The sequence below is a fragment of the Nonomuraea sp. SBT364 genome (assembly GCF_001083785.1).
Classification (GTDB): domain Bacteria; phylum Actinomycetota; class Actinomycetes; order Streptosporangiales; family Streptosporangiaceae; genus Nonomuraea.
In genome coordinates, this window is the sequence record NZ_LAVL01000124.1 from 1 (window position 1) to 25,554 (window position 25,554).

Sequence of the window (25,554 nt, forward strand, 5' to 3'; positions counted from 1 at the left end):
GACCCCGCACTCACCCCGGCGACCCCGTCCGGGGCGGATCCCGCCGAGGGCGAAAGCTCCTCCCCCTCCGGGGAGGGAAGCCCTTCCCCGGCGGCGGGAACCCCCGCCGCCGCATGCATCTCCACCGGGGGCACCCCCTCCAGGGAGAGGACCTCCTCCGGCGACGGGAGTCCTTCCGAGGCGGGAACTCCCGCGTGCGGCGAATGCTGCTCCTTCGAGGGGATCTCTTCCGGGGAGGGGACTCTCTCCGTGGCGGGAAGTCCCGCCCGCGGTGGGCGGCTGCCCGGGAAGGGCAGGGCCTCCGGCGGGGGGAGGCGCGGGGTGGTGGCGGGGAGGGCGAAGTGGACGGCCAGGGCGGCGGCGAGGGTGAGGGGGACGTTGATCCAGAAGATGGCATGCCAGCCCCCCACCTCCAGCCCCAGGAACGAGGCGGCGGGGACACCGGCGAGGAGACCGCCGTAGACGGGCCCGAGGGCGCTGCCGAGCTCCTGGGCGGCGCCGACCGCGCCGAGGGCCAGCGGACGCTCCCGCTCGCCCCACAGGTCGCCGATGAGCGCCATGGTGATCGGCAGCAGCGCGCCCCCGGCGACGCCCTGGACGGTGCGTCCCGCCACCACCATCACCTCACCGGACGCCAGCGCCGTCAGCACCGACCCGGCCGCGAACGCCGCCAGGCACGCGTGGATGAGCGGCCGCCGACCGAACCGGTCGGACAGCCGGCCCAGCAGCGGCATCGCCGCGACGTACCCGAGCAGGAACCCGGTGACCACGGGCGTGACCCGCTCCAGCCGGTTGAGCGGGATGCCGAGGTCGGCGGCGATGTCGATGAGGACGGTCACGACCACGTAGGCGTCGAGGGCGGCGAGCAGCACCACCGCCCCGCCCACGCCGAGCACGACCCGGCGGGCGCCCCTCATCCGGCGGACGGGGGCGGCGTGATCGACACCGGCGCGTCGTAGTCGGCGAACGCGACCGTCACCGTGCCGTCGCGCAGCTGCAGCAGGACCTTGATGAGCCTGCTGCTGGCCCGCTCGACCCACACGGTGCCGTTGACGCCCTCGGTGACGCCGGGCACCAGCGTGCTCAGCGCCTGGCCGGAGAAGGCCACGTCGACCTGGTAGGCGCCGTCCTCCTCGGCCCGCACGAGGGGGGAGGACGCGGTGCCGAGCAGCCCCGGGATGCCCTTGGCCGGGTCGAGGATCAGCGACGGGTCGTAGAGCTGCGCGAGCTGCTGCCGGGTCATCTCCTGGAAGCCGCCGGTCGGCCCCTTGAAGTGGACCTTGTCGCCGATCAGCGCGAACGACACCTCCTGCAGGCTGCCGAACACCTCCAGCGTGATCGTCCCGTCGGCGTCGCCGGCGGCGGTGAGCCGCCCGTCGGCCTTCTTGACCGGCACGTTGGGCTTGCCCTCGGTGGCGATGGTGAACGAGGCGGACTTGACCGTCTTCATCGCCTCGGCGGCCCGGCGCATCAGCTCGGGCCCGGCGGGCAGCTTCACGCCGCCGTCGCCACCGGCGGACGAGCAGGCCGACAGGGCCACGACGGCCAGGACCACCACGAGCAGCTTTCTCAGCATGAGCGGATCGTAGCGAGCGGCACGGACAGCCGGGCGGCCCCGGCCATATCGGTTGCGTGTCAGCGGAGCTTCTTCAGATGGTCCACGATCGGCCCGTAGGCCGACTCCAGCTCCCTGAGCTGGTCGTCGGTGAGCCGGTCCACGAAATGCTCGCGCACCCCGGCCACGTGGTCGGGCGCCACCCGCTGGATCGTCTCCCAGCCCTCGTCGGTCAGCACCGCGAACGTGCCGCGCCGGTCGTCGCGGCAGTCTTCCCTGGTCACCAGGCCCTTGGCCTCCATCCGCGAGATCTGGTGCGACAGCCGGCTGCGGGACTGGATGGTGGCGTCGGCCAGGTCGCTCATCCGCATCCGCCTGCCGGGACTCTCGGACAGGTTGACCAGGATCTCGTAGTCGTTCAGTGACAGGGCGTGTTCCTGAAGCTCCCGGTCCAGGCGGTGCATGAGGAGCTTGTGCAGAGCCAGGTGGGTTCGCCAGGCACGCTGCTCGGCGGGGGAAAGCCAGCGAGGCGTGCTCATCAGTTACCTCCGGGGGAAGCCGCGTCTTCGGGCGGGGGAGGGAGCGGACGCCTCGCCCCGCAGGGCATGGGATCGGCTGTCTGCGGGCCCGCTGACGTATCGGACGAACGCGCGGCTCCAGACCCCATGCGTGCGCCGGAGCGCGGAGCGACCGGGCCGAGGTCAGGCTGAAGGTCGCCTGTCCGCACCAGGTCACCCCACGGCTTGTTCGCGAGAACCAAGTGATCGCCGTGGATGACCTGGCGGTCCGTGACATGGTCAAGAACCGCCGGCCGGCCCGTGCGGTCTGCGGCCCGGACGTGAACGCGGCCGGGAACGTGCTCGCCGCCGGGCCGGCGGAGCGCTGAAACGCCTGTGGAGCTGGCGCAAGACCTCAACGAGAACCTCCTCTCGGACAGGCGACCGGCGATGGAGCAGGAAACCCCGCGGGCGACCGTGGGATTCCCCCTCGCTCACGAGGGCAAGGATGTCAAGATCCCCAATCTAGCGCACGTAGAGTGACGAGGGTGGGGGAGAAGTCTGGGGAGAGCCTGGGCACCGTCCTGGTGGCCGGGGCGGCCAACCTGGCCATCGCGGTGGCCAAGCTCCTGGCGGGCGTCGTCAGCGGGTCGGCGGCGATGCTGTCGGAGGCCGCGCACTCGGCCGCCGACACGGTGACGGAGGTCCTGCTGCTGGTCGCCGTCCGGCGTTCCGGCAAACCGGCCGATCGGCGGCATCCGTTCGGATATGGCAAGGCGGGGTTCTTCTGGGCGATGATGGCGGCGTTCGCGACGCTGGCCGGCGGCGCCGGGTTCTCCATCACGCACGGCGTGCACGAGATCGCCCACGGCGAGGAGCTGTCCGCCCTCACCCCGGCGTACGTGGTGCTGGCGGTCTCGTTCGTCATCGAGGGCGTGTCCTTCCTCAAGGCATACCGGCAACTGCGGGGCGAGGCGGGCCGCTGGCGGGTCAGCCCGCTGCGGCTGGCCAGGAAGACGTCCGACACCGCGCTCAAGGCGGTGCTGCTGGAGGACGCGGCCGCGCTCGCCGGGCTGGTCATCGCGGCGCTCGGGCTGCTCGGCTCGCAGCTCACCGGGTCGGCGCTGTGGGACGGGGCGGCCTCGATCCTGATCGGCGTGCTGCTGCTCGGTGTCGCGCTCACGCTCATCCAGTCGAACCTGTCGCTGCTCATCGGCCAGGCGGCACCCCGGCCGATCGAGACCGGCATCCGCGCGGTGCTCATCGTGCAGCCCGAGGTGGAGGACGTGGTCGAGCTGCTCACGATGGTCATCGGGCCGGGCCGGTTCCTCGTCGCGGCGAAGATCGACTTCCGGGACGAGGTCCGCGCCGGCGGTGTGGAGATCGCCTGTGACGAGGTGGACCGCAGGCTGCGCGAGCGCTTCCCCGGCATCACCCAGGTCTTCCTCGACCCCACCCCGACCCGCCGCCGCTAGTACGGGCGCCGCTGGGCGGTCCCGTCCGCGGCGCGCTCCTCGACCGGCTTCTCGCGGAACGCGCACCCCGATCATCCGGAGATGGGCAGGCGGGTGGCGGGGGAGTCGGTGACCGCGGCCACCAGGATGTCCGGCTCCACGCGCCACTCCAGCAGGTGCCGGCCGGTCCAGTCCGGCTCGGCCGTGCCCATCCCGGCGAGGGTCAGCTCGCCCCGCTTGATCAGCGCCTCCTTGCGGACCCAGTGCCGGATCAGGTCCTCGTTGCCGCGCACCCCCGCCAGCTCGGCCGGGGTGAGCGCGATCGGCGCCAGCGTCGTGTCGAGCGGGCCGGGCGGCACCCGTTCGGCGTCCACGCCGACGCGCCCCGGCCCCGCCGCCGCGCACACGTAGCCCCGCGTGTGGCTGAGGCTCACGCCCAGCTCGGGGGCTTCGACCAGGTACGGCCTGCCGTGCCCCGGACCGTGCACGTCGCAGTGCTGCGCCAGCGTCAGCGTGCCGGGATCGGCGCCGAGCACCCGGCCGGCGCAGAGCCGTACCAGCAGATGGGCGGCGGTGAAGGCGACCTGGTCGGCGGGGAAGCGGAACCGTCCGGCCCGCTCCCGCTCGACCTCCGTCAGCCACTCCCGGGGCGCGCGCACTTCGTCCGGCCGGCCGCCCATGGCCGCCGCGACGGCCGTCGCAGGAGTGATCGTCACCGGGTGGATCGTACCTCTCCGTGCGGAATTTGAGGCGGATTTCACCGCCCGCCAACCCTCCTGAATCCAGACAAATCCTAGGATTAAGTGATATTTCGTGATAAGTCGCGCACTTGGGGGTGGCGGCATGGTTCAGCTGATGAAATCCGAGCTCGACAAGCTCCGGGACCGCTGCGCCGGGCGGGTCGTCACCCGCCACGACACCGAGTACGACGTGCTGCGCTCGATCTGGAACGGCGCCATCGACCGGCGCCCCGCCGTGATCGTCCGCTGCAGCGGACCGGAGGACGTCTCGGCCGGCGTGACCTTCGCCCGCGAGGAGGGCCTGGAGATCTCCGTGCGCGGCGGCGGCCACGGCTTCGGCGGCTCGGCCGTCACCGACGGCGGTCTCATGCTGGACCTCAGCCCGCTGCGCCTGGTCGACGTCGACCCCGCCACCCGCAGCGCGGTCTGCTGCGGCGGCGCCACCTGGGCCGACGTCGACGCCGCGACGCAGGCGCACGGCCTGGCCACGCCCGGCGGCACCATCAGCCACACCGGCATCGGCGGCCTGACGCTCGGCGGCGGGTTCGGCTGGCTGACCCGCAAGCACGGGCTGACCATCGACAACCTCGAATCGGCCGACCTGGTGCTGGCCGGCGGCGAGCAGGTGCACGCCTCCGCGCGCGACCATCCGGACCTGTTCTGGGCCGTGCGCGGCGGCGGCGGCAACTTCGGCGTCGTCACCGCGTTCACCTTCCGGCTGCACCCCGTCGGCCCGTCCGTGCACGTCGCCGTGCTGTTCTGGGAGGCCGAACGCGGCAGGGAGGCCGCCGAGGTCATCGACGCCGCCGCGACGAACCTGCCCGCCGACGCCGGCGTGCTGATCGGCTTCGGGATGAGCGCCCCGCCCGCGCCGTTCGTGCCGGAGGAGCACCGGCTGCGTCCCGGCCACGCGCTGATCGTGGCCGGGTTCTCCACGGCCGAGCGGCACGAGGCCGTGCTCGACTCCATCAGGCGGGAGCTGGAGCCGCTGTTCGAGTTCGTCTCGCCGATGCCGTACACGCAGTTGCAGTCGCTGCTCGACGAGAGCGCGCCGTGGGGCATCGCCGCGTACGAGAAGGCACTCGACCTGCCCGAGCTCACGCCGGAGGCGATGACGGCCGTGTGCGAGCAGGCGGCGGGCAAGTCCTCGCCGCTGTCGTTCATGCCGACCTTCCGGCTCGACGGCGCCTTCACCGCCGGGGACGACGACGCCACGGCGTTCGGCGGCAGCCGGGAGCCGCACTACACGATGTCCGTCGTCGGGCTCACGCCGGACGGGGGCGCGCTGGACGGAGAGCGGGAGTGGGCGCGCTCCGCCTGGGAGGCGCTGCGCCCGTACGCCCGGGGCACGGGCACGTACGTGAACTTCATCGCCGACCGGGACGAGGACCGGGTGCGCGCCTCGTACGGGGCGAAGTACGACCGGCTGGCGGCCGTCAAGGCCGCCTACGACCCGGACAACGTCTTCCACCTGAACGCCAACGTCAGGCCCCGGCCGGGGCGGGGGGAACCGCCCCGGCCGTGACCGTCAGAAGCTGAACCGGTAGCCGGGCAGCCCCGGGATCGGGCCGGTCGGCGGCCGGTCGCGCAGGAGGGAAACCTCGGCCGGAGGCACGGCCGGGCACCTGGCGCCCCGGTCCGGCGGGTCGAGGGAGACCAGATAGCCGTCGATCGCCCGCGTCGGGCAGTCGCCGCGGCCGTAGACGCCGTGACCCCAGCCCTCGTAGGTGATCAGTCTGGCCTCGCGGCCGATCTGCCGCGCCGTGCTCTTCGCCCACGGGTAGCCCGTGGCGGGATCGTGGAGGGCGTTGCCCAGCAGCAGCGGGGGCGCGCCGTCGACGCGCAGCCGGTGCTGCGGGTTCGGGATCGGCGCCTCGGTGCCCAGGCACGAGGCGGTGACCGAGAAGCCCAGCGGGCTGGCGAGCATGTCCGGCGCGATCCGCTCGGACCTGCGCAGGTGGCGCTCGTACTCCCGGTGGTCGCGGACGGGCAGCAGGTAGTCCAGGCACAGGACGCGCGTCGGGTCGTTGACCGCCTGGCCGGCGGTGGCGGACGGCGGCGTGAGGATGGCCCGGGCCGTGGCCGCGCCGCTGTCGAGTGCCGCCAGGAACTCGGCCAGCTGCTTGAACGCCGGGCCGTAGAACGCGCCGAACGCCTCGTAGATCAGGTCGAATCGGCTCAGCTTCACCTCTGGCCGGCCCGGCAGGCTCAGCTCGCCGCGCCCGGCCCGGGCCAGCAGGTCCGCCCAGAGGGCGCGCACGTCCCTGCCGTGCAGCGCGCACGTCGCGGTGCGCCCGCACCAGGCGGCGAACTCGTCGAAGGAGTCCTGGGCGGTCCACGTCTCGGAGTCGAGGAACCCGCGCGTGCCCAGGCTGTGGTCCATGTTGCTGTCGAGCGCCAGCGCGCGGACCCGGCGCGGGAACCGCTCGGCGTAGAGCTGGCCGATGAGCGTGCCGTACGAGATGCCGTAGTAGGTGAGCTTGTCGTCGCCGAGCGCGGCGCGCAGCGCGTCGAGGTCGCGCACCACGCTGCCGGTGTCGGCGTGGTCGAACAGCGGCCCGGTGCGGGCCCGGCAGTCGTCACGGTAGCGCCGGTTGTGCGCCAGCAGCGCGTCGAAACCGGCCTGGTCCTTGATCGACAGCGGATCCGGGGCCTGCAGGAGCAGCTCCACCGAGCACATGATCGGGTGGCTGCGCGCCACGCCGCGCGGGTCGAAGCCCACCACGTCGAAGCGGCTGGTGATCTCCGGGGTGAAGCCGAGCCAGCCCTGCACCACGGCGTCCACGCCGGACCCGCCGGGGCCGCCCGGGTTGATGACCAGCGAGCCGATCCGGGCCGCCGGATCGCTCGCCCGGCGCCGGGCCACCGCCAGCTCGAACGTCTCGCCGCGCGGCTCGCGCCAGTCGACGGGCACGGTCAGCGTGCCGCACTCGGCGGCCGGGTCCTCGGCGCACGGCACCCAGGCGATCGCCCCGGCGCTCGCCGCCGCCGGGGCGACCGGCGACAGCGACACGACCAGGGTGAGGAGGAGCGAGAGGATCAGGACAGGTCTTCGCACTGCGCGTCCAATCGTCGGGGACACGATCATCGACCGGATCTCCCGACAAGACCATCCGACTGGAGGAGGAGATCGGGGTCATCCTCCCGACCTACGTCAGCGCGGCGATCCCGCCATCCAGGACTCCACCTCGTCCGGGTGCCGGGGCAGCGCGTCCGACATCAGCCGCGCGCCGTCGGCCGTGATCACCAGGTCGTCCTCGATGCGCACGCCCAGGCCGCGGAACTCCGCCGGCAGCGTCAGGTCGTCCGGCTGCAGGTAGCGGCCGGGCTCGACGGTGAGCACCTGCCCCTCCTCCAGGACGCCGTCGAGGTAGACCTCCGCGCGGGCCCTGGCGCAGTCGTGCACGTCCAGGCCGAGCATGTGGCCGCTGCTGCACAGCGTGTAGCGGCGGTACAGGCCGGTCTCCATGAGCGTGTCAGGCGACTCCTTGAGCAGGCCCCACCCGTGCAGCCCCTCGCAGATGACGCGCATGGCCGCCAGGTGGAAGTCGCGGAAGCGGGCGCCCGGCCGCAGCGTGGCGATCGCCGCCGTCTGTGCCTCGTACACCAGCTCGTAGACCTGCCGCTGCACCGGGCCGAAGCGGCCCGACAGCGGCAGCGTGCGGGTGACGTCGGCGGTGTAGAGCGTGTCGGACTCCACGCCCGCGTCGAGCAGCAGCAGGTGAGCCGGGTCGAGCGGGCCGTCGTTGCGGATCCAGTGCAGAACGCAGGCGTGCGCCCCCGAGGCGACGATGCTGTCGTAGCCGGTCGCGTTGCCCTCCAGCCGCGAGCGCAGCCCGAACACGCCCTCCAGGTAACGCTCGCCGCGCGGGTGCCCGAGCGCCTGCGGCAGGGCCCGCACCACGTCCTCGAAGCCGCGCGCGGTGGCGTCGACGGCCGCCTGCAGCTCGCCGATCTCCCACTCGTCCTTGATCAGCCGCATCTCGGACAGGAAGCTCTCGAACTCGGCGTCGCCGCCGCCCGGCTCGACCGTCGCGTCCACCGCGGGGTCGACCCCGCGCAGCACCCGCGCCGGGCCCTTGAGGTCCAGCTCGCGGATGTGCGCGCACTCCACCTGGTAGAGCTCCGACGCCTCGGCCAGGTCCGGCCTGCGGCCCACCCAGAACTCGCCGTAGCGGCGGTCGCGGTAGAACTCCTCGCCCTGCTCGCGGGGCGAGCGCGGCCGCACGTACAGCCTGGCCTCGCCGGACGGCTCGATGACGAGCACGTCGTCCGGCTCGCCGGCGCCCGTCAGGTACGCGTACGCGCTGTGCGGGCGGAACCGGTGGTCGCTGTCGTTGCTGCGGACCCGGAGCCGCCCCGACGGCACCACGAGCCGCTCCCCGGGGAACCGGCCGGCCAGGGCCGCCCGCCGCTTGGCCGCCCACGGCGCGACCGGCAGCGCCGCGATGTCCGTGCGCCGCGTGTCGGCCCAGCCCGTCCGCATGAACGCGGCCAGCTCCCCGGTGATCGGCAGGTCGTGGCTCCCGGTGTTGAGCGGCTCGTTCATCAGGCGTTTCTCCGCAGGTGAATCGTGATTTTTCCGGACTTTCGGTACGGCAGCTTACGTGACTCCTTGACGGGCTCCCACCCCGGTTGCTTGCCTAGGACGCACGTGCTTAACCGAGTGCCCGCCGGGGTAACTCAGAGCCGAGGTGGTGCAGATGCTCATCGGGACGATCCTGCGCGGCAAGGGAAGCGACGTCACGACGGTGGCGCCGGAGGCCACCGTCCTCGACCTGCTGGCCAAGCTCGCCGAGCACAACATCGGCGCGGTCGTGGTCTCCGCCGACGGCGCGACGATCGACGGCATCGTGTCCGAGCGCGACGTGGTGCGCCGCCTGCACGACCGGGGCGCCGCCATCCTCGCCGAGCCGGTCTCCTCGATCATGACGGCCGAGGTGCGCACCGTCGGGCCCGGCGACCGGGTCGACGAGCTGCGCAAGATGATGACGACGCACCGGGTCAGGCACATGCCCGTGGTCGAGGACGGCCGCCTGGTCGGCATCGTCAGCATCGGCGACGTGGTCAAGAGCGCCATCGAGGAGCTGGAGACCGAGAAGGCGTCGCTGGTGGACTATCTTCACCGCTGAGCGGGTGGCACCCTGGTCCGGTGATGTACGGGCCCCCCGAATACCCTCGCGCGTCCAGCAGTCCGACGATCATCCTGCTGGTGTCGGGGATGACCGCCGTCCTCGGTTTCCTGATCGGCTTCTTCGCCGGGCTCGGCTCGGGCGAGGCCGGCACCGCCCCCGCGCCCCGGGTCACGGTGACGGTCGAGGGCCCGGCGGCCACGCCCGGGGACGTCCCGTCCGGCGACGTCCCGCCCGGGACCGCCGCGCCCGATCCCGGCACGCCGCCGGGCACCGGCGCGCCCGACACGGGCATACCGCCCGGCACCGGCACCCCTGACACCGGCATGCCCGGCACCGGCACCCCGCCCGCCAACGCCCCGGCCGCCACCACCGGGCCCGTCTCCGGGAACGTCGCCACCCTGCGCACCCTCGTGGTGGGTGTGGACATCCAGCCCGGCACGTACCGCACGACCGGTCCCGTGACCGCCTCCCAGGCGTGCTACTGGGCCCGGATGAAGGGCACCGCCGCCGACGTCGCCGACGTGCTCGACGCCGGCATGCCGACGGGCCCCGCCACCGTCACCATCCTCGCCACGGACAAGTCGTTCCAGACCGGCGGCTGCGCCGAGTGGACCAAGGCGTGAAAGCGGTGTTTGCGGAGGCCACACCCGCGTAGGAGGATTCCCTCAGCCCACCAAGGAGGATGACATGTCGGTGTTGCGGAGCTTCGTGGACAGCGTACGGAACGGCTCGATCGAGGTGATCGACCTGACCGCCCCCCTCTCGCCGGAGACGCCGATCCTCCAGCTCCCCGAGCCGTTCGGCAACACGATCCCGTTCCGCCTGGAGGAGATCAGCCGCTACGACGACCGCGGCCCCGCCTGGTACTGGAACGACATCCACACCGGCGAGCACACGGGCACCCACTTCGACGCGCCCGTCCACTGGGTGACCGCGCGCGACGGCCAGGACGTGTCGCAGGTGCCCGTCTCCAGCCTGCTCGCCCCCGCCGTCGTCCTCGACTTCGCCGCCGAGGCCGCCAAGGACCCCGACTTCCTCCTCCAGATCGACCACGTCAAGGAGTGGGAACGCGCCAACGGCCCGCTGCCCGACGGCGGCTGGCTCCTCTACCGCACCGGCTGGGACTCCCGCTCCGCCGACCAGGCCGCCTTCCTCAACGCGAACGAGACCGGCCCGCACACCCCCGGCGTCTCCGTCGAATGCGCCAGGTGGCTGGCCGAGGAGACGCCCGTACTCGGGCTCGGCGTCGAGACCGTCGGCACCGACGCGGGCGCCGCGCACTCCTTCGACCCGGCCTTCCCGTGCCACTCCTACCTGCTCGGCGCCGGCAAGTACGGCCTCACCCAGCTGCGCAACCTCGACCGCCTGCCGGTGACGGGCGCCGTCGTGGTGGCCCCGCCGCTGCCCATCCTCGGCGGCTCCGGCAGCCCCGTGCGGGTGCTCGCCCTGGTCGAGCGCGGCGGCGACCCCGGGCAGGCGCGGTGATCGTCGCCGAAGCCGTCGGCCGGGCCCTGGCCGGCGCCGGGGCCAGGGTCGCGTTCGGGGTGGTCGGCAGCGGCAACTTCCACGTCACCAACGCCCTCGTACGGCACGGCGTGCGGTTCGTCGCGGCCCGCCACGAAGGCGGCGCGGCGACCATGGCCGCCGCGTACGCCCGGATGAGCGGGCAGGTCGGCGTCGTCACCGTCCACCAGGGGCCCGGCCTCACCAACGCGATCACCGGCATCGCCGAGGCCGCCAAGAGCCGCACCCCGCTCGTCGTCCTGACCGGCGAGGCCACCGACGCGCGCTCCAACTTCCACATCGACCAGGACGCCCTGGCCCGCTCGGTCGGCGCCCTCGCCGTCCGCCTCACCTCCCCGGCCACGGCCGTCGCCGAAGCGCTGGAGGCGTTCCGCCTGGCCCGCGACGACCGCCGCACCGTCGTCCTCAACCTCCCCCTCGGCCTCCAGTCCGCCGACGCCGGTGACCCGCCGGCAGCGCGAGAGCGGCCCGCGTCCCCGCACGGCGCCGGTACGGCGTCCCCCGCGCCCGAAGGGACCCCGAGCTCCGCGGCAGAGGACGCCCTGGCCGGTGGAGAGGCCCTCGGCGTGTTCGCCGGGATGTTGCGTGAGGCGCGGCGGCCGGTGTTCGTCGCGGGGCGCGGGGCGCGCGGGGCGCGGGCGGAGGTGGCGGAGCTGGCCGGGCGGGCCGGGGCGCTGCTGGCGACGTCGGCCGTCGCGCGGGGCCTGTTCCGGGGGAGCCCGTGGGACCTGGACGTGAGCGGCGGGTTCGCCACCCCGCTGGCCGCCGAGCTGATCCGGGACGCCGACCTGGTGGTGGGCTGGGGGTGCGCGCTCAACATGTGGACCACCCGCCACGGCGCGCTCATCGGCCCCGGCGCGAGGGTCGTCCAGGTGGATCTGGACCCCGATGCCGTGGGCCGGCACGTGCCGGCCGGCCTGGGGGTGATCGGCGACGTGGCCAGCGTGGCGCGCGCGGCCGCTGCGGCGCTCGGATCCGAGGCCGCACCGGCCGCCGGCTACCGGTCGCCGGAGGTGGCGCGCCGGATCCGGGCGGAGGGCCGGTGGCGGGCCGTGCCCTACCGGGACGAGAGCGGCGGCGGCCGGATCGACCCGAGGACGCTCAGCATCGGCCTGGACGACCTGCTCCCGGCCGAGCGGATCCTGGCCACCGATTCCGGGAATTTCATGGGATATCCGGCCATGTTCATGGATGTCCCCGACGAGGCGGGATTCTGCTTCACGCAGGCGTTCCAGGCGGTCGGGCTGGGGCTGGCCAGCGCCATCGGGGCGGCCGTCGCCCGGCCGGACCGGCTGCCGGTGGCGGCGCTCGGCGACGGCGGCGCCTGGATGAGCGCCGCCGAGCTGGAGACGGTCGTGCGGCTCGGCCTGCCGATGGTGGTCGTGGTGTACGACGACGAGGCCTACGGCGCGGAGGTGCACCATTTCGGGCCGCACGGCGACGAGCTGGACACCGTGCGGTTCCCGCCGGCCGACCTGGCGGCCGTGGCCCGGGGACACGGGTTCGCCGCCGTGACCGTGGGCGAGGCGGCGGACCTGGCCGGGGTGGCCGGCTGGCTGAAGGGGCCGCGCGACCGGCCGCTGCTCGTGCACGCCAAGGTCACCCGCGAGCACGCCTCCTGGTGGCTGGAGGAGGCGTTCCGGGGCCACTAGAGCTTGCGCTGGGTGCGGGCCTCCTCGGCGGCGGAGAGCACGGTGGCCAGCGGCGCGCCGCCGGCCGCGGCCACGGCCGCGGCGATCGCGCCCTCCACGAACGGCACGTCGGCCAGCACCACCCGGCCCGGCTCCACCAGCAGCCGGGCGGTGAGCACCGAGCTGCCCAGGTCGGGGATGAGCACCACGCCGTCGCCCTCGTCCACCTGGGTGACGGCCTGGTCGATGAGGTCGACGCTGGTGCCGGTGCGGCCGTCGCCGGTGCCGCCGCACGCCGCGATCCGCACCCGTTCACCGGCGATGCAGGTGGCGAGCGCGGCCACCTCGGCGGCGAGCCCGGCGCTGTGCGAGATGAGGATGAGGCCGACCATCAGGACGCCACCGCCGCGAGCGCCGCCATGATGATCGCCGCCGAGGCAGCCCCGGGGTCCTCGTGCCCGACGCTGCGCTCGCCGAGATAGCTGGCCCGCCCCCGGCGGGCCCGCATCGGGATCGTCGCCCGCGCACCCTCCTCGGCCGCGCGCGCCGCCCGCTCGAACGCCTCCCGCGTCGCGATCTCCTCCTGTACGGCCCGCGTCAGCGCCCTGGAGGCGGGCACCAGCGCGTCCAGCATGGTCTTGTCGCCCGGTGCCGCCTTGCCGAGCCGCTCCACCGCCCGCACCCCCGACTCGAACGCCGCGGCGAACACGGCCTGCGTGACCGGCGTGTCCATGCTCCTGCCCATCTGCCGGAACGCCGAGCCGTACAGTGGCCCCGAGGCCCCGCCGACGCGGCGGATCAGCGTCGTGCCGGCCGACACCAGCGCCTGCACGGGCGTGCCCGGCGGCCACTCGGCGAACGCCTGCCGCACCTCGGTGAAGCCGCGGTCGAGGTTCGTGCCGTGGTCGGCGTCGCCGATGGCGGCGTCGAGCGCGGTCAGCCGGTCGCGCTGCAACCGCACGCGCCGGCCCGCGTCCTCGAACCAGGCGAGGAAGAAGGCGGTGTCGAGCCCGCCGTCGAGCCCGCCGTCCAGCCCGCCGTCCAGCCCGCCGCCGGTCCCGCCGTGCATCTCGCTGTCCGTCCCGCCGTCCATCAGCGCCCCCAGCGCAGCCCCGGAGTCTCGACCGGTGCGTCCCATAGGCGCGTCAGGTCGTCGTCGAGCCGGCACACGGTCACCGAGAAGCCCTGCATGTCCAGGCTCGTCACGTAGTTACCCACCAGCGAGCGCGTCACCCGTGCCCCCGTGCCCCGTACGAACGACTCCACCTCGGCGAAGACCACGTACAGCTCCATCAGCGGGGTCGAGCCCATGCCGTTGACCATGACGAGCAGGTCGCCGCGCAGCGGCAGGTCGCCGTGGACGGCCTCCATCGCGATCGCGGCCAGCTCCCGCGCCGACGCCATCGGGACGCGGGCCCTGCCGGGCTCGCCGTGGATGCCGATGCCCAGCTCCACCTCGTCACCGGGCAGGTCGAACGTGGGCTTGCCGGCGGCGGGGGAGGTGCAGGAGGTCAGCGCGATGCCGAACGAGCGGCTGCGCTCGTCCACCTCGCCCGCCACCCGGGCCACCTCCGCCAGCGGGGCGCCCTCCTCGGCGAGCGCCCCGGCGATCTTCTCCACGAACAGGGTGGCGCCGGTGCCGCGACGGCCCGCCGTGTAGAGGGAGTCCCGCACCGCCACGTCGTCGTCGACGAGCACGCTCGCCACCTCGACGCCCGCGCACAGCTCGGCGGCCATCTCGAAGTTGAGCACGTCGCCGGTGTAGTTCTTGACGACGTGCAGCACGCCGGCGCCGCCGTCGACGGCCATGGTGGCGTCCAGGATCTGGTCCGGCACCGGCGAGGTGAAGACCTCACCCGGGCAGGCGGCGTCCAGCATGCCGTGGCCGACGAAGCCGGCGTGCAGCGGCTCGTGGCCGGAGCCGCCGCCGGAGACCAGCGCCACCTTCCCCCGCCGTGGCGCGTCGGCCCGGTAGACCACGCGGTCGCGCACCCGCAGCGACGGATGAGCGGCGGCCAGGCCGTTCAGCGCGTCCTCGACCACGGACTCCGCCGTGTTGATGAGCTTCTTCATGGTCTGAACATCTGCCCGTTGAAGTCCGGGCGCAAGCACCCCGGCGTGGGCGGGTGGCCGGGTAGGCTACCGTCTGCACATGGCTGAGATCGTGTACCCGCCGGTGATCGCCGCCGCGCGGACCCTCTTTCGCGTGCTCGACTACCGCTTCCATCTGGAGGGCACCGACAACGTGCCGCGATCCGGCGGCGCGGTGCTCGTGAGCAATCACATCAGCTATCTCGACTTCATCTTCGCCGGGTTCGGGGCGCTGCCGTCCAAGCGGCTGGTGCGGTTCATGGCCAAGCAGGACGTGTTCGACCACCGGATCTCCGGGCCGCTGATGCGTGGCATGCACCACATCCCGGTCGACCGGGGAGCGGGCGCGGGCTCGTACGCGACGGCGCTGCGCATGCTGAAGGCCGGCGAGGTGGTGGGCGTGTTCGCCGAGGCGACGATCAGCCGGTCGTTCACCGTCAAGGAGATCAAGAACGGCGCGATCCGGATGGCCCAGGCGACCAAGGTCCCGGTGATCCCGGTGGCGCTGTGGGGCAGCCAGCGGCTGTGGACCAAGGGCCGCAAGAAGCAACTGCTGCAGCGGCACGTGCCGATCACGATCCTGGTGGGCGAGCCGATGCACCCCAAGCGCGGCGAGGACGTCAACCAGCACGCCGCCGACCTGCACGAGCGCCTGAGCGCGCTGGTCGACCGGGCGCAGCGCACCTATCCGGAGATCCCGCCGGGCGTGTGGTGGCAGCCGGCGCACCTGGGAGGCAGCGCGCCGACCCCCGAGGAGGCCGCCGCGATGGACGCGGCCGAGGCCGAGGCCAGGGCCGCCAAGCGGGAAGACTAGATCGCCGCCTGATAGCTGCTGGCGCGCATGCCCGCCAGCAGCCCCGCGGTCTGCTCCGGGGTGAAGCGGCGCACCGGGTCGTGGTGCAGCAGGCCCTCGATGAGCGGGCGCATCACGCCGGCCCGGCGCGGCGGCGGGAAGCGGCCGCTGCGGGCCATCCCCAGTACGGTCGCGGCGTCCTGTCCCGGGTAGGGCGGCTGGCCCTCGATGGCGCTGTAGAGGGTGGCGCCGAACGACCACATGTCGGCTTCCTTGCTGGCCGGGCCGCCGTACAGCCGCTCGGGAGCCATGAACGCGGGAGTGCCGCGCAGCCGCCGCGAGGTCGTCATGCGGATGTCGCCCTCGGCGGTGGCGATGCCGAAGTCGGTCAGCACGACCCGCTCGCCGGTCAGCATGACGTTGGCCGGCTTGACGTCGCGGTGCAGCACCCCGGCCTGGTGGGCGGTGCGCAGCGCGGCGAGCAGGTGCTGGCCGATGGCCGCCACCGACTGCGCCGGCAGGGTGCCGACCTGGGAGAGCAACTGGTGCAGCGACAGCCCGTCGAGGTACTCCATCACGATCCAGAGCTTGCCGCTCTCCTCCATGAGGTCGTGGACCGTGACGATGTTGGGGTGGCTGAGCCGGGCCGCCATCCGCGCCTCCCGCAGGACGCGCCGGCGCACCATCTCGGCCTCGCCGGCGAGCGTCAGCTCCTTGAGCGCCACCTCACGGTGCAGAAGCTGATCGAACGCGCGCCAGACGACGCCCATGCCCCCACGACCGGCCTCCTCGTTCAGGAGGTACCGTCCGCCGATCTCCCGCCGCATACCATCCCCTCATAGACAGGGGTAATCATGTCATCTCCGCGCGCGCCTATGGGTGCCTAACGTGATCTGGATATGTCGGGAATCGTAGGTTGGCTGGTCAACGGCGCGGAAATTCGATCGTGAACGACACGCCAGAGCAGGCCGATGGCCACGACCGACACGACGACGGCCCCCACGAACACGACAGGCAGCCCGGCGGTCTCGGCCACCACGCCGCCGAGCGCGGCCCCCACGGGCATCCCGCCCATGCCGATCAGCCGGTAGGCGGCGTTCACCCGGCCCAGCAGCGCGGCGGGGATCAGCCGCTGCCGCGTGGAGATGACGAGCACGTTGGCCGCCGCCCCCGACACGCCCCACAGCAGCGCCGTCGGGTAGAGCAGCCAGGTGACGGGCACGAACAGCGGCACCAGGTGCAGCAGGGCGTTGAGCAGCCACATGCCGATCAGGGTCCGGCCCTCGCCGAGGACCCCGGTGACGCGCTCCGACACCAGCGACCCGGCCACGGCTCCGGCGGCGAACACGGTCAGCATCAGCCCGTAGGCGCTGGGCTCCAGACCGAACCGCGACTCGTCGCCGACCAGCCAGAGCACGAACACGCCCCAGTAGGCGGCGCTGGCGAAGTTGAGCGTCCCGGCGGCCAGGGCCAGCGACCGCAGGAACCGCTGCGACCACAGCCAGCGCAGCGCCTCGCCGATGTCCCTGGCGATGTCCCTGGCCATGGGCTGCCGGGTGCCCGCCTGCCGGTAGGAGCCCCGCATGCCCAGCAGGAGCAGGCCCGCCACGCCGTACAGGAGGGCGGGCCCGCCGAAGACGGCGGCGGGCAGCAGCGTGACGAGCACGCCCGCGACGGGTGAGCCGGCGAACTCGTTGCCGATCATCTGTGCGCTCTGCAGGCGCCCGTTGGCCCGGGTGAGGCCCTCCGGCGCGACCGCCATCGGCAGCACGGACTGCGCGGAGGTGTCGGCCAGCACCTCGGCCACGCTCGCCAGCAGGACGGCGGCCAGCATCACCCACAGGTTCATCAGCCCCAGCCAGGCCAGGGCCGAGGCGGCGACGAGCACGCCCGCGCGCAGCACGTCGGCGACCACCATGATGCGCCTGCGGTCCAGCCGGTCGGCGAGCGCCCCGGCGGGCAGCGCGAACAGCAGCCACGGCAGCGTGGCCGCCGCGCCGACGAGCGCGACCTGGGCGGGGGAGCGGGTGTACGACACCGCCAGCAGCGGCGCCCCCACCTTGAGCACGCCGTCGGCCAGGTTCGACAGTGCGGTGGACGACAGCAGGAAGCCGAACGATCGGCCGAGACGGGACACCCGGTACTCCGATAGTGTGTAAGGAAAAGTGTGCAAGCAGTTCTTTGCAAAGATAGGTGTGCAAACGGATGTCCGGCAAGAGCTATTCCGCCAGGAATCTCGACGCGAACGCGCTCAAGTCCTTCGCCCACCCCCTCCGCCTGCGCCTGTACGAGCTGCTGGACGAGCGCGGCCCGTCCACCGCGACCCAGCTCGCCGCCCTGGTGGGGCAGAACACCGGCGCCACCAGCTACCACCTGCGCGAGCTGGCCCGGCACGAGATGATCGAGGTCGCGCCGGAGCTGGGGCGGGGCAAGGAGAAATACTGGCGGGTGGTGCCCGGCGGCTTCTCCTACGGCGACGCGCCCGCCGACCCCGAGGCGGCCGGCGCGCTGGAGTTCCTCCTCGACGACCTGGTACGGCAGCGCGGCGCCGAGCTGACCCGGTGGCGCGCGGAGGAGGCGGGCGCGCCCCGGGAGTGGGCCGAGGCGAGCGGCTTCGGCCGGCGCTCCCTGCGCCTGACCCCGGGGGAGACCCGGCAACTGCGCGACGAGGTGTTCGAGGTGCTGGAACGCTACCGGGCGCGGTCCGACGCCCGGCCCCGCGAGACCGGCGGCACCGGGCGCGTCGTGATCCACTTCGACGTCCTGCCGGTGGGCGTCACCGAGCCCTAGGGACATCCCCGGGTCACGCCCCGGTGCCCGCCCGCGGATCAGCTCGTAGTGTCAGGTAGGCGTGAGGGGCCGGGCGGCGGCGCCGCCGCCGGAGCGGGCGATCCACCGGTGGTGCCGCCGCCCTCTCGTGGCCTGCGCGCCTGCCGGCGGCCGCGCCGCGGGCGGCCCGCGCACCTCCCGCCGAGGGGCCGTCCGGACCCTTTCGCGTGGGTCTCCTCGGGATGCGGTCGCGATCGATGACGTACCGCTATGACGGTGAACACTTGCGCGGCCGCCCGCGTACCCCAAGGTGATCGCGACCACCGGAAGGGATGACGGCACGTGCGACCCCGACATGGCTGTCCTGTTCTCGCCGCCTGCTGCGCCGCCGTGCTCCTGACGGCCTGCGGCGCCCCGGCGGCCGTGCCCGGCGCGGACACGGCGCGGGTGGCGGACATCCTGGAGACGGAGATCCCGGAGGAGGAGCTGGCCCCGCCCGCCACCAGCCTCACCGACCCGACCGCCGCCCCCGCCGCCGACCCGGCCGCCCCCGACCCGGCCGCCGACCCTGCGGGGGCTCCGGCCGCCGCGCCGACGCCGGGCCAGGGGGACGGGCGCACGTGGCCGACCGAGTTCGGGCCGCTGTCCGCCGCCGACCGCGACCTGATCAAGAAGGTACGGCTGGCGACGCTGTGGGAGATGACGATCGCGCAGGAGGCGATCCAGCGGGGCAACAGCGCCAAGGTGCGCACGATCAGCGAGGAGATCGCCGAGCAGCACCACGGGCTGGACGTCGAGGCCCGGGAGCTGGCCAAGCGGTTCGACATCCGGCTGCCGGTGGAGCCCACCGAGACGCAGCAACGCTGGATGGCCGACATCTCCGGCAGGTCGGGCCGTGACTACGACGTCACGTTCGTGAAGTGGCTGCGGCTGGCGCACGGGCAGATCTTCGGCCTGATCGGCGCTGTGCGCGGCAGCACCCAGAACACCCTCGTCCGCAAGTTCGCCGAGACGTGCAACGCGGCGGTGCTCAACCATCAGCGCCTGCTGGAGAGCACCGGTCTGACCGGCCCCGAGTCGTTCCCCACGCCGCCACCCGTCTGACGAGGCCCCGGAAACGTTGTGGAAGTAGACTCTCAAATGAGAGGCTACTCTCATAACGATGGAAGGAGCCGCCATGACCGATCTGCCCACCCGCCGCATCCCCGGCTGCCCGTTCGACCCGCCCGCCGGGCTCGCCGACCGGCCCGCCGTCGGCCGGCACGTCTTCCCCGACGGCCACGAGGGCTGGCTGGTGACCGCGTACGAGCCCGCCCGCCAGGTCCTGGCCGACCCGCGTTTCAGCGTGCGGGCCGAGCTGAGGCACTCCGCGCTGCCCCGGCCCAACGTCCGCCCCTCCGGCGCCGGCGGGACGGCGGCGCCCGGCTGGTTCGGCGGCATGGACCCACCCGCGCACAGCCGCTACCGGCGCCTGCTCGCCGGCCGGTTCACCGTCCAGCGGATGCGGCGGCTGGAACCGCGCATCGCCGAGATCACCGCGGACTGCCTGGACGCCATGGCCGAGGCGGGCCCGCCCGCCGACCTGGTCCAGGCCTACGCCCTGCCGGTGCCGTCCCTGGTCATCTGCGAGCTGCTCGGCGTCCCGTACGACGAGCACGCCTTCTTCCAGGAGCGCACATCCGTCGCCCTCGACCTGGCCGCCTCCGAGGCGCAGGCCACGACGGCCGTCGGGGAGCTCGCCGGCTACCTCGGCGACCTCGTCCGGCGCCACCGCGCGCGGCCCGGCGACGACCTGCTCGGCGGCCTCGTCACCGGCAGCGACCTGACCGACGAGGAGCTCACCAACATCGCCCTGACGCTCCTGGTCGCCGGGCACGAGACCACCGCCAACATGCTCGCCCTCGGCGCCTTCGCCCTCCTGCGGCACCCCGACCGGCTCGACGACTTCCGCCGGGACCCCTCGCTCACCGAGACCGCGGTCGAGGAACTGCTGCGCTACCTGTCCATCCTCCACCTGGGCGCCCCCAGCCGCGCCGCCCTGGAGGACGTCGAGGTGGGCGGCGAGCTCGTGCGCGCGGGCGAGACCGTCGTGCTCGCCCTGCCGGTCGTCAACCGAGACCCCGGCCGCTTCCCCGACCCCGGCGCACTCCGCCTCGACCGCGCCGAAGCCCGCCAGCACCTGGCCTTCGGCCACGGCGTCCACCAGTGCCTCGGCCAGCAGCTCGCCCGCATCGAGATGCGCATCGGCTTCCGCGCGCTGTTCGGCCGCTTCCCGGGGCTGCGCCTGGCCGTCCCGCCCGAGGAGGTGCCGCTGCGGGAGTCGGCGCTGGTGTACGGGGTGTGGCGGCTCCCGGTCACCTGGTAGCGCCCCGGCTCGCGACTCAGGATGACCCGTCGCGACCTCGCGACCTCACGACCTCAGGATGACCCTGTCGCGACCTCGCGACGATGTGCGGGGGCCCGCCGCGACGGCAGATTGAGCCGGGTGAACACCTCTCAACCGGGAAAGCGCCGTTCGGCGGCCCCCGTCCTGATCATCGCCGCCTGGTCGGTGAGCTATCTGGCCCTCGGCCCGCTCTGGGCCCTCGGCGGGCCCGGATACCCCTTCGACGCCGGCGGTCCCGGCCCGGGCAGCACCCTGCTCGATCCCCTTCCGGCCGCGGCCGGCGGGAGCGTGCTGGCGGTGGCCGCGCTGGTGGCCGGCGTCGTCGCCGTGCTCGCCGCGCGGGGCCGGCTCAACCGGGCCGCCGCCGTCGCGGCCGTCGTGGCCGGGGCGGGCCTGGCGGTGCTCCTGCCGGACGTGCGCATCATGATGACCGCCGGGTACCTGCCGGTGATGCTCGTCGCCGTGCTCACAGGTCAGGCCGGGTTCTCGCTGATCGCGGCAATGCTGACCTGGCCGAGCGTCAACCTGCTGATCCTGATGGCGGCCGGCGTCAGCCTGATGGTCGTGGGGACGCGCGCGCTGCTCGCGGGGCCCGCGCGGCCCGGCGCCGCCGGCGCGCTCCAGGCCGGGCGGTACGCCGTGGCCGTCGCGGTCGCCGTCCCCGTCGTCTACGCCGTCACCCGCTTCGGCTGGCTGCTGGGCGTCCCCGTCGGGATCAGCGACGAGTTCCTCGCCTACATCGCCGAGATCACGCCGATCGGCGCCGGCCTCGGCGCTGTCGGGCTCCTCGGCGCGCTCCTCACCCTCGGCCTGGTCCGGCCGTGGGGGGAGATCTGGCCGCGCTGGGTGCCGTTCCTGCGCGGGCGGCCCGTCCCGGCGCGCCTGCCCGCCTACGCGGCACTGGTCGCGGCCCTGCCCATCACGTCCGCCGGGCTGATGTACGTACGCAAGAAGATCAGCGGCGAGCAGGTCGGCCCGCCCGGAGCGGGCGACGAGCTGGGCGCCTGGCTCCCGGAGATGCTGTGGCCGCTGTGGGGCGCGGCCCTGGCCGTGGCCGCGCTGGCCTACCTCGCCCGCCGCCGGGACCCCGCTCACGCCCGCCGACCATAATGGCGGGTGTGAGAGAGTCCCCGTACCCGGCCGAGGCCGCGGTCGACTCCTTTCTCAGCCGGCACCAGCTGAGCGGCGACGCCGTGCTCGCCGTCCTGCTCGCACTGCCCCTCGGCCTGGTCTCGGTCAGCCTGCTGCGCGCCTCCGACAGCCCGCTCTCCCTGCGCCTGCTCGCGGGAGCCGCGCTGCTGGTGCTGCACGCGTGCGTGGTCCCGCGCCGCCTGAGCCCCCTGGCGGCCTACGGCGTGGCCGCCGCGGCGATGCTGACGCTGGTGCTGCTGCCGCCCCTGCACGACCCGGCCGGCGCCTACTATCCGGCGGTGCTGCTGCCCAGCTCGCTGGTCTTCGGGCTGATGCTCTACACCGTGTCCGGCCGGCTCGGCCTCCTGCCCGGCCTGGCCTGCCTGGCCGTCGCCCTGGCCGGGGTGGTCCTGGTCCTGGCGCGCCTCTGGGACCCGGCCTCGTGGGGAGGCTCCTCGGGCGGCTACGACCTGGTCGCCTGGCGGATCGGGCTGTCGGCCGGCCTGTTCGCCGTGACGGCGTGCCTGTGGTCGCTGGGCCGCCTCAGCCGGGTGCGGACGTTGTTCCTGGCCGAGCTCAGGGCCAAGGCCGAACGCGCCGAGACCGACCGCGCCCGCGAGCGGGCCGAGGCGGCGCGGGCCGAGCGCGACCGGATCAGCCGCGAGATGCACGACGTGGTGTCGCACTCGCTCGCCGTCATGGTCAGCCAGGCCGAGGGAGGCAGGCTGTCGGCCCCCGGCTCGCCCGGCGCCGACGTGTTCGCCACCATCGCCGGGGTCGGGCGCGACGCCCTGCGCGACATGCGCGGCCTGCTCGGCGTGCTGCGCGCCGACGGCGGCACCGCTCCGCAGCCCGGCCTCGGCGACCTCGCCGACCTGCTCGACCACGTCCACAGTGCGGGCGTACGCGTCTCCGTACAGGAGATCGGGGACGCCCGGCCGCTGCGCCCCGCCGTCGACCTGACCGCCTACCGCGTCATCCAGGAGGGGCTGACCAACGTGATCAAGCACGCGGGGCCGTCGGCCACCGCCGCCCTGACGCTCGCGTGGCGTCCTGACGGGCTGCACATCACCGTCGAGGACGACGGCACCGGACCGGCCGGCGCGGAGGCGGGCGCAGGGCTGACCGGGATGCGCGAACGCCTCCGCATGGTCGGAGGCACCCTGGAGACCGGCGGGCGGCCCGGGGCGGGCTTCCGGCTGTCGGCCGCCGTGCCCTATGAGCCGAGGAGCCTCCCATCATCAGGATCATGATCGTCGACGATCAGGAGCTGCTGCGCAACGGCCTCACCATGGTCGTGCGGTCGCAGCCCGACATGGAGGTCGCCGCCGAGGCCGCCGACGGGCTGGAGGCGCTGGAGGCTCTGGAGTCGCGGCGCGTCGACGTGGTGGTGATGGACATCCGCATGCCCAGGATGGACGGCGTCACCGCCACCCGGGAGATCCAGCGGCTGGCCGACCCGCCCAAGGTGCTCGCGCTGACCACGTTCGACCTCGACGAGCACGCGCTGGCCGCGCTGCGCGCCGGGGCGAGCGGGTTCATGCTGAAGGACGCGCCCGGCGAGGAGATCATCGCCGCCATCCGGCACGTGCACCGGGGCGACTCGATCATCGCGCCGTCCACCACCCGGCGTCTCATCGGGCACCTGGTCGCCCAGCCGGGCGCCGACCCGGAAGAGGTGCTCGGGCTGCTCACGCAGCGGGAGCGCGAGGTCTTCCTCGGCCTCGCCAAGGGCGCATCCAACGCCGAGATCGGGGCCGAGCTGTTCCTGTCGGAGGCCACGGTCAAGACGCACGTCGGGCGCATCCTGACCAAGTTCGGGCTGCGCGACCGGGTCCAGGCGGTGGTCCTCGCCTACGAATCCGGCGTCGTCACCCCGGGGGAGCGGTAGTTCGGCTCCCGCCGGCCCGGTTGTCGCGCTCGCGCCGGTCGTCCCCGGGGCCGCGATCCGGCCCTCGACGACGCGTCCGGCCGCACACCGGGCGTCCGGTGTGCGGCCGGAGGGCCGCTACCCGGCGTAGGTCTCGAATTCGGCGATCTTCGGGGTGCCGGTCGAGCCGGTGATCCTGAAGGTGATCTTGGTCAGGGAGGCCGGGGTGAAGGTGATGACACCCGCCCCGCTTCCGGATTTCAGGACGGAGCCGCTGCGGGGGTCGACGACCTGCCAGGACCCGACGACGCCCGTGGAGCCTGACGCCTCACGGACGGCGATCCTGGACACCGTCGTGGCGGAGCCCCACTTGATGGAGATGTCGCCGGTCCGGCCGTCCGGCGACCAGTAGGTGTTCATGTCGCCGTCGCGCACGTTGCCGTAGCTGGTTCCGTCGGCCTTGCTGGAGCCGTCGGAGCCGGCCCCGATGCTGAGGTTGGGCCCGCCGGGCGTGGGAGTGATCGTCGGCGTCGGGGTGACCGTCGGCGTGGGAGTGATCGTCGGGGTGGCGGTCGGGCTGGGCGTCTGGGGGGAGCAACTGCCGTCGGACACCCGCAGGCCCTTGTCGGCCCCCGCGGTCTGCCGGACGACGTCCGGCACGCACGCCGCGCCGTCGAGCGTGTAGGGGTAGGGGATGCTGACCGTGGTGTTGGACTGCGGGTCGGGCCCGGCGGGGTTGTTCTCGCTGCCGGGGCTGGACCACGTCACGTTGTCGAAGACGTTGCCGCTGACCTGCCAGTAGCCCGCCTCATCGGTGTAGAAGGTGCCCAGGACGTCCTTGGAGTCCCTGAAGTAGTTGTTGTCCACCTTGGCGCGCCCTCCGGCCCGGGAGTTGATGCCGGATTCGCGCAGGTTGACGTAGGAGTTGTTGTAGATGTGGGCGATGCCGCCGCGCAGCAGGGGCGTGCGGGAATCGAGGGTGTCGTACAGGTTGTGGTGGAAGGTGATGAAGCCGTTGGAGCGGTCGCTCTCGCTGGAGCCGATGAGCCCGCCGCGGCCGGAGTTGCGCAGGATGCTGTAGGACAGGGTCACGTACTGCGTGTCGTTCTTCATGTCGAACAGGCCGTCGAACCCCTCCGACTCCCCGCCCGAGGCCTCCAGGGTGACGTGGTCGACCCAGACGTTGCGGACGCTGCTCTCCATGGAGATGGCGTCGCCGCCGTTGGACGTGGGGGAGCCGGACTTCTTGACGTTACGGACGGTGACGTTCTGGACGATGATGTTCCTGGCCTCGCGGATGTGGATGCCGAGCTGGTCGAAGACGGCGCCGCTGCCGACCCCGACGATCGTGACGTTGCTGATCTGCTTGAGCTCGATCACGCCGGCGGCGGTGTTGCAGCTGTCGCCGGAGACCTTGGCCGTGTTGCCGTGGTTGATGGTTCCCTCGACCTGGATGATGATCGGGGTGCTGCTGCTGGCCCGGCCGCACAGGGCCGCGTGGATCGCGGTGCCCGTGCTGGCGCGCACGGTCTGCCCGCCCGCGCCGCCCGTGGTGCCGCCGTTGACGGCCGCGTAGCCCGTCACGCCGCCGGCCGCCGCCGACGCCTGGAACGCGGGTAGCGCCACGCCTATCGCGGCCACGACGGCCGTCGCGGCCAGCCCCGCCTTGAGTCGTAAGGCGACTGCTCGTCTCATGCTCGTCTCACCTTCGTCGTTCGAACGCTGGAGGCGTTTGCCGGTACGGCTTCCGGGGCCGGGCTCCTGCCCGGACGCTCCGGGCAGGAGGTGGCCGATACAGCTAGCGGCGGGTGATGTCGGACTCGGAGTACAGGCAGTGGGTGCCGTCCGCGCCTTCGCCGATCTTGCTGGGCTCGCCGCCCTTCGGCACGCCCTTGTACTTCTCGCAGATGGTGGCGCTGCCGTACACGGTGATGCGGCTGAACCTGGCGGTGTCGCCCCAGTTGGTGTTGATCCCGGC

Annotated in this window: 26 protein-coding genes and 1 pseudogene; 14 read left to right on the forward strand and 13 right to left on the reverse strand. The window is 73.4% G+C overall.

Features of this window, described 5'->3' with window-relative positions:
* From ADY59_RS52905 to ADY59_RS35285, 3 genes are all read right to left on the reverse strand, one after another.
* Positions 1-917 (reverse strand): MFS transporter (locus ADY59_RS52905; RefSeq protein WP_231619046.1); only part of this gene is annotated, 917 nt, incomplete at its 3' end.
* On the reverse strand, positions 914-1,576 hold the full coding sequence (locus ADY59_RS35280) for an LppX_LprAFG lipoprotein (RefSeq protein WP_049571804.1): 663 nt from the start codon (positions 1,574-1,576) through the stop codon (positions 914-916). The genes ADY59_RS52905 and ADY59_RS35280, both read right to left, overlap by 4 nt.
* A 59-nt stretch (positions 1,577-1,635) precedes the next feature.
* Positions 1,636-2,094 carry a MarR family winged helix-turn-helix transcriptional regulator gene (locus tag ADY59_RS35285; protein ID WP_049571808.1) on the reverse strand — a complete coding sequence of 153 codons (459 nt, stop codon included), beginning with the start codon at positions 2,092-2,094 and terminating at the stop codon, positions 1,636-1,638.
* Between the two features lie 221 nt (positions 2,095-2,315).
* Here ADY59_RS35285 and ADY59_RS53545 point away from each other — a divergent pair, with 221 nt between their 5' ends.
* Positions 2,316-2,441 (forward strand): hypothetical protein, encoded by a 126-nt coding sequence (locus ADY59_RS53545; protein WP_269433668.1) that lies wholly within the window; start codon positions 2,316-2,318, stop codon positions 2,439-2,441.
* 159 nt (positions 2,442-2,600) lie between these two features.
* A complete protein-coding gene (locus tag ADY59_RS35290; protein ID WP_049571872.1) occupies positions 2,601-3,527 on the forward strand; it encodes a cation diffusion facilitator family transporter in 927 nt (308 codons plus the stop codon).
* Between the two features lie 71 nt (positions 3,528-3,598).
* Here the strand turns inward: ADY59_RS35290 and ADY59_RS35295 are convergent, their stop codons facing one another.
* On the reverse strand, positions 3,599-4,222 hold the full coding sequence (locus ADY59_RS35295; protein ID WP_231619047.1) for a 4'-phosphopantetheinyl transferase family protein: 624 nt from the start codon (positions 4,220-4,222) through the stop codon (positions 3,599-3,601).
* A 139-nt stretch (positions 4,223-4,361) separates the two neighbouring features.
* Here ADY59_RS35295 and ADY59_RS35300 point away from each other — a divergent pair, with 139 nt between their 5' ends.
* Positions 4,362-5,771, forward strand: a complete 1,410-nt coding sequence (locus tag ADY59_RS35300) for an FAD-binding oxidoreductase (RefSeq protein ID WP_197094011.1) — start codon at positions 4,362-4,364, stop codon at positions 5,769-5,771.
* Positions 5,772-5,774: 3 nt separating this feature from the next.
* Here ADY59_RS35300 and ADY59_RS35305 read toward each other — a convergent pair whose 3' ends face one another.
* Positions 5,775-7,304 carry an alpha/beta hydrolase gene (locus ADY59_RS35305; RefSeq protein ID WP_063780883.1) on the reverse strand — a complete coding sequence of 510 codons (1,530 nt, stop codon included), beginning with the start codon at positions 7,302-7,304 and terminating at the stop codon, positions 5,775-5,777.
* A gap of 96 nt (positions 7,305-7,400) precedes the next feature.
* Positions 7,401-8,795, reverse strand: coding sequence for an aminopeptidase P family protein (locus ADY59_RS35310; RefSeq protein ID WP_049571819.1), 1,395 nt, complete (start codon positions 8,793-8,795; stop codon positions 7,401-7,403).
* Between the two features lie 154 nt (positions 8,796-8,949).
* On the opposite strand from ADY59_RS35310, the gene ADY59_RS35315 reads away from it, so the two are divergent.
* From ADY59_RS35315 to ADY59_RS35330, 4 genes are all read left to right on the forward strand, one after another.
* Positions 8,950-9,378 (forward strand): CBS domain-containing protein, encoded by a 429-nt coding sequence (locus tag ADY59_RS35315; RefSeq protein WP_049571873.1) that lies wholly within the window; start codon positions 8,950-8,952, stop codon positions 9,376-9,378.
* A 20-nt stretch (positions 9,379-9,398) separates the two neighbouring features.
* Positions 9,399-10,004 carry a hypothetical protein gene (locus ADY59_RS47770; protein WP_156325925.1) on the forward strand — a complete coding sequence of 202 codons (606 nt, stop codon included), beginning with the start codon at positions 9,399-9,401 and terminating at the stop codon, positions 10,002-10,004.
* 64 nt (positions 10,005-10,068) lie between these two features.
* On the forward strand, positions 10,069-10,866 hold the full coding sequence (locus tag ADY59_RS35325) for a cyclase family protein (protein WP_049571822.1): 798 nt from the start codon (positions 10,069-10,071) through the stop codon (positions 10,864-10,866).
* The gene (locus ADY59_RS35330; protein ID WP_049571825.1) at positions 10,863-12,557 is read left to right on the forward strand and encodes a thiamine pyrophosphate-binding protein; all 1,695 of its coding nucleotides are present in this window, start codon (positions 10,863-10,865) and stop codon (positions 12,555-12,557) included. Before ADY59_RS35325 ends, ADY59_RS35330 begins: the two co-directional genes overlap by 4 nt.
* Here ADY59_RS35330 and ADY59_RS35335 read toward each other — a convergent pair.
* The 3 genes from ADY59_RS35335 to dhaK are packed head-to-tail and all read right to left on the reverse strand — an operon-like array spanning position 12,554 to position 14,609.
* Entirely contained in the window at positions 12,554-12,928 is a 375-nt protein-coding gene (locus ADY59_RS35335; RefSeq protein ID WP_049571827.1) for a PTS-dependent dihydroxyacetone kinase phosphotransferase subunit DhaM, read from the reverse strand. The two genes, ADY59_RS35330 and ADY59_RS35335, sit on opposite strands and share 4 nt — an antisense overlap.
* Positions 12,928-13,629: a dihydroxyacetone kinase subunit DhaL gene (dhaL, locus tag ADY59_RS35340; protein ID WP_082310646.1), complete on the reverse strand. Its 702-nt coding sequence runs from the start codon at positions 13,627-13,629 to the stop codon at positions 12,928-12,930. The genes ADY59_RS35335 and dhaL overlap by 1 nt, the downstream gene beginning before the upstream one ends.
* The gene (gene dhaK / locus ADY59_RS35345) at positions 13,629-14,609 is read right to left on the reverse strand and encodes a dihydroxyacetone kinase subunit DhaK (protein ID WP_049571831.1); all 981 of its coding nucleotides are present in this window, start codon (positions 14,607-14,609) and stop codon (positions 13,629-13,631) included. The genes dhaL and dhaK overlap by 1 nt, the downstream gene beginning before the upstream one ends.
* A gap of 79 nt (positions 14,610-14,688) precedes the next feature.
* Between dhaK and ADY59_RS35350 the strand changes: the two genes are divergently transcribed.
* Positions 14,689-15,441 carry a lysophospholipid acyltransferase family protein gene (locus ADY59_RS35350; RefSeq protein ID WP_049571834.1) on the forward strand — a complete coding sequence of 251 codons (753 nt, stop codon included), beginning with the start codon at positions 14,689-14,691 and terminating at the stop codon, positions 15,439-15,441.
* Here the strand turns inward: ADY59_RS35350 and ADY59_RS35355 are convergent.
* On the reverse strand, positions 15,438-16,247 hold the full coding sequence (locus tag ADY59_RS35355; RefSeq protein ID WP_082310647.1) for a serine/threonine-protein kinase: 810 nt from the start codon (positions 16,245-16,247) through the stop codon (positions 15,438-15,440). The genes ADY59_RS35350 and ADY59_RS35355 overlap by 4 nt on opposite strands.
* A gap of 56 nt (positions 16,248-16,303) precedes the next feature.
* A complete protein-coding gene (locus ADY59_RS35360) occupies positions 16,304-17,557 on the reverse strand; it encodes an MFS transporter (protein ID WP_049571838.1) in 1,254 nt (417 codons plus the stop codon).
* A 68-nt stretch (positions 17,558-17,625) separates the two neighbouring features.
* On the opposite strand from ADY59_RS35360, the gene ADY59_RS35365 reads away from it, so the two are divergent.
* The 6 genes from ADY59_RS35365 (at position 17,626) to ADY59_RS35390 (ending at position 23,597) form a co-directional block, all read left to right on the forward strand.
* Complete coding sequence (locus ADY59_RS35365) at positions 17,626-18,210, forward strand: ArsR/SmtB family transcription factor (protein ID WP_063780885.1); 585 nt, start codon at positions 17,626-17,628, stop codon at positions 18,208-18,210.
* Positions 18,211-18,531: 321 nt separating this feature from the next.
* Positions 18,532-19,293: a DUF4142 domain-containing protein gene (locus tag ADY59_RS35370; RefSeq protein WP_156325927.1), complete on the forward strand. Its 762-nt coding sequence runs from the start codon at positions 18,532-18,534 to the stop codon at positions 19,291-19,293.
* 73 nt (positions 19,294-19,366) lie between these two features.
* Positions 19,367-20,554 (forward strand): cytochrome P450, encoded by a 1,188-nt coding sequence (locus ADY59_RS35375; RefSeq protein WP_049571842.1) that lies wholly within the window; start codon positions 19,367-19,369, stop codon positions 20,552-20,554.
* Between the two features lie 120 nt (positions 20,555-20,674).
* The gene (locus ADY59_RS35380; RefSeq protein WP_049571844.1) at positions 20,675-21,685 is read left to right on the forward strand and encodes a hypothetical protein; all 1,011 of its coding nucleotides are present in this window, start codon (positions 20,675-20,677) and stop codon (positions 21,683-21,685) included.
* Positions 21,686-21,693: 8 nt separating this feature from the next.
* The gene (locus ADY59_RS35385; RefSeq protein ID WP_197094012.1) at positions 21,694-22,959 is read left to right on the forward strand and encodes a sensor histidine kinase; all 1,266 of its coding nucleotides are present in this window, start codon (positions 21,694-21,696) and stop codon (positions 22,957-22,959) included.
* Entirely contained in the window at positions 22,956-23,597 is a 642-nt protein-coding gene (locus ADY59_RS35390) for a response regulator transcription factor (RefSeq protein ID WP_049571850.1), read from the forward strand. Before ADY59_RS35385 ends, ADY59_RS35390 begins: the two co-directional genes overlap by 4 nt.
* 117 nt (positions 23,598-23,714) lie before the next feature.
* Here the strand turns inward: ADY59_RS35390 and ADY59_RS35395 are convergent, their stop codons facing one another.
* Together ADY59_RS35395 and ADY59_RS35400 are read right to left on the reverse strand one after the other, a co-directional pair.
* The gene (locus ADY59_RS35395; protein ID WP_049571852.1) at positions 23,715-25,271 is read right to left on the reverse strand and encodes a pectate lyase family protein; all 1,557 of its coding nucleotides are present in this window, start codon (positions 25,269-25,271) and stop codon (positions 23,715-23,717) included.
* A 103-nt stretch (positions 25,272-25,374) separates the two neighbouring features.
* Positions 25,375-25,554, reverse strand: a pseudogene (locus ADY59_RS35400) (pectate lyase); the annotation flags it as partial.

Bases quoted from the DNA above. Each gene is read 5' to 3' on its own strand.
- ADY59_RS35325 (WP_049571822.1), top strand. From the start codon at position 10,069: ATGTCGGTGTTGCGGAGCTTCGTGGACAGCGTACGGAACGGCTCGATC.
- ADY59_RS35355 (WP_082310647.1), bottom strand. From the start codon at position 16,247: ATGCGGCGGGAGATCGGCGGACGGTACCTCCTGAACGAGGAGGCCGGT.
- ADY59_RS35280 (WP_049571804.1), bottom strand. From the start codon at position 1,576: ATGCTGAGAAAGCTGCTCGTGGTGGTCCTGGCCGTCGTGGCCCTGTCG.
- ADY59_RS35375 (WP_049571842.1), top strand. From the start codon at position 19,367: ATGACCGATCTGCCCACCCGCCGCATCCCCGGCTGCCCGTTCGACCCG.
- ADY59_RS35310 (WP_049571819.1), bottom strand. From the start codon at position 8,795: ATGAACGAGCCGCTCAACACCGGGAGCCACGACCTGCCGATCACCGGG.
- ADY59_RS35350 (WP_049571834.1), top strand. From the start codon at position 14,689: ATGGCTGAGATCGTGTACCCGCCGGTGATCGCCGCCGCGCGGACCCTC.
- ADY59_RS35285 (WP_049571808.1), bottom strand. From the start codon at position 2,094: ATGAGCACGCCTCGCTGGCTTTCCCCCGCCGAGCAGCGTGCCTGGCGA.
- ADY59_RS35395 (WP_049571852.1), bottom strand. From the start codon at position 25,271: ATGAGACGAGCAGTCGCCTTACGACTCAAGGCGGGGCTGGCCGCGACG.
- ADY59_RS35335 (WP_049571827.1), bottom strand. From the start codon at position 12,928: ATGGTCGGCCTCATCCTCATCTCGCACAGCGCCGGGCTCGCCGCCGAG.
- ADY59_RS35365 (WP_063780885.1), top strand. From the start codon at position 17,626: ATGTCCGGCAAGAGCTATTCCGCCAGGAATCTCGACGCGAACGCGCTC.
- ADY59_RS35300 (WP_197094011.1), top strand. From the start codon at position 4,362: ATGAAATCCGAGCTCGACAAGCTCCGGGACCGCTGCGCCGGGCGGGTC.
- ADY59_RS35315 (WP_049571873.1), top strand. From the start codon at position 8,950: ATGCTCATCGGGACGATCCTGCGCGGCAAGGGAAGCGACGTCACGACG.
- ADY59_RS35390 (WP_049571850.1), top strand. From the start codon at position 22,956: ATGATCGTCGACGATCAGGAGCTGCTGCGCAACGGCCTCACCATGGTC.
- dhaL (WP_082310646.1), bottom strand. From the start codon at position 13,629: ATGGACGGCGGGACGGACAGCGAGATGCACGGCGGGACCGGCGGCGGG.
- dhaK (WP_049571831.1), bottom strand. From the start codon at position 14,609: ATGAAGAAGCTCATCAACACGGCGGAGTCCGTGGTCGAGGACGCGCTG.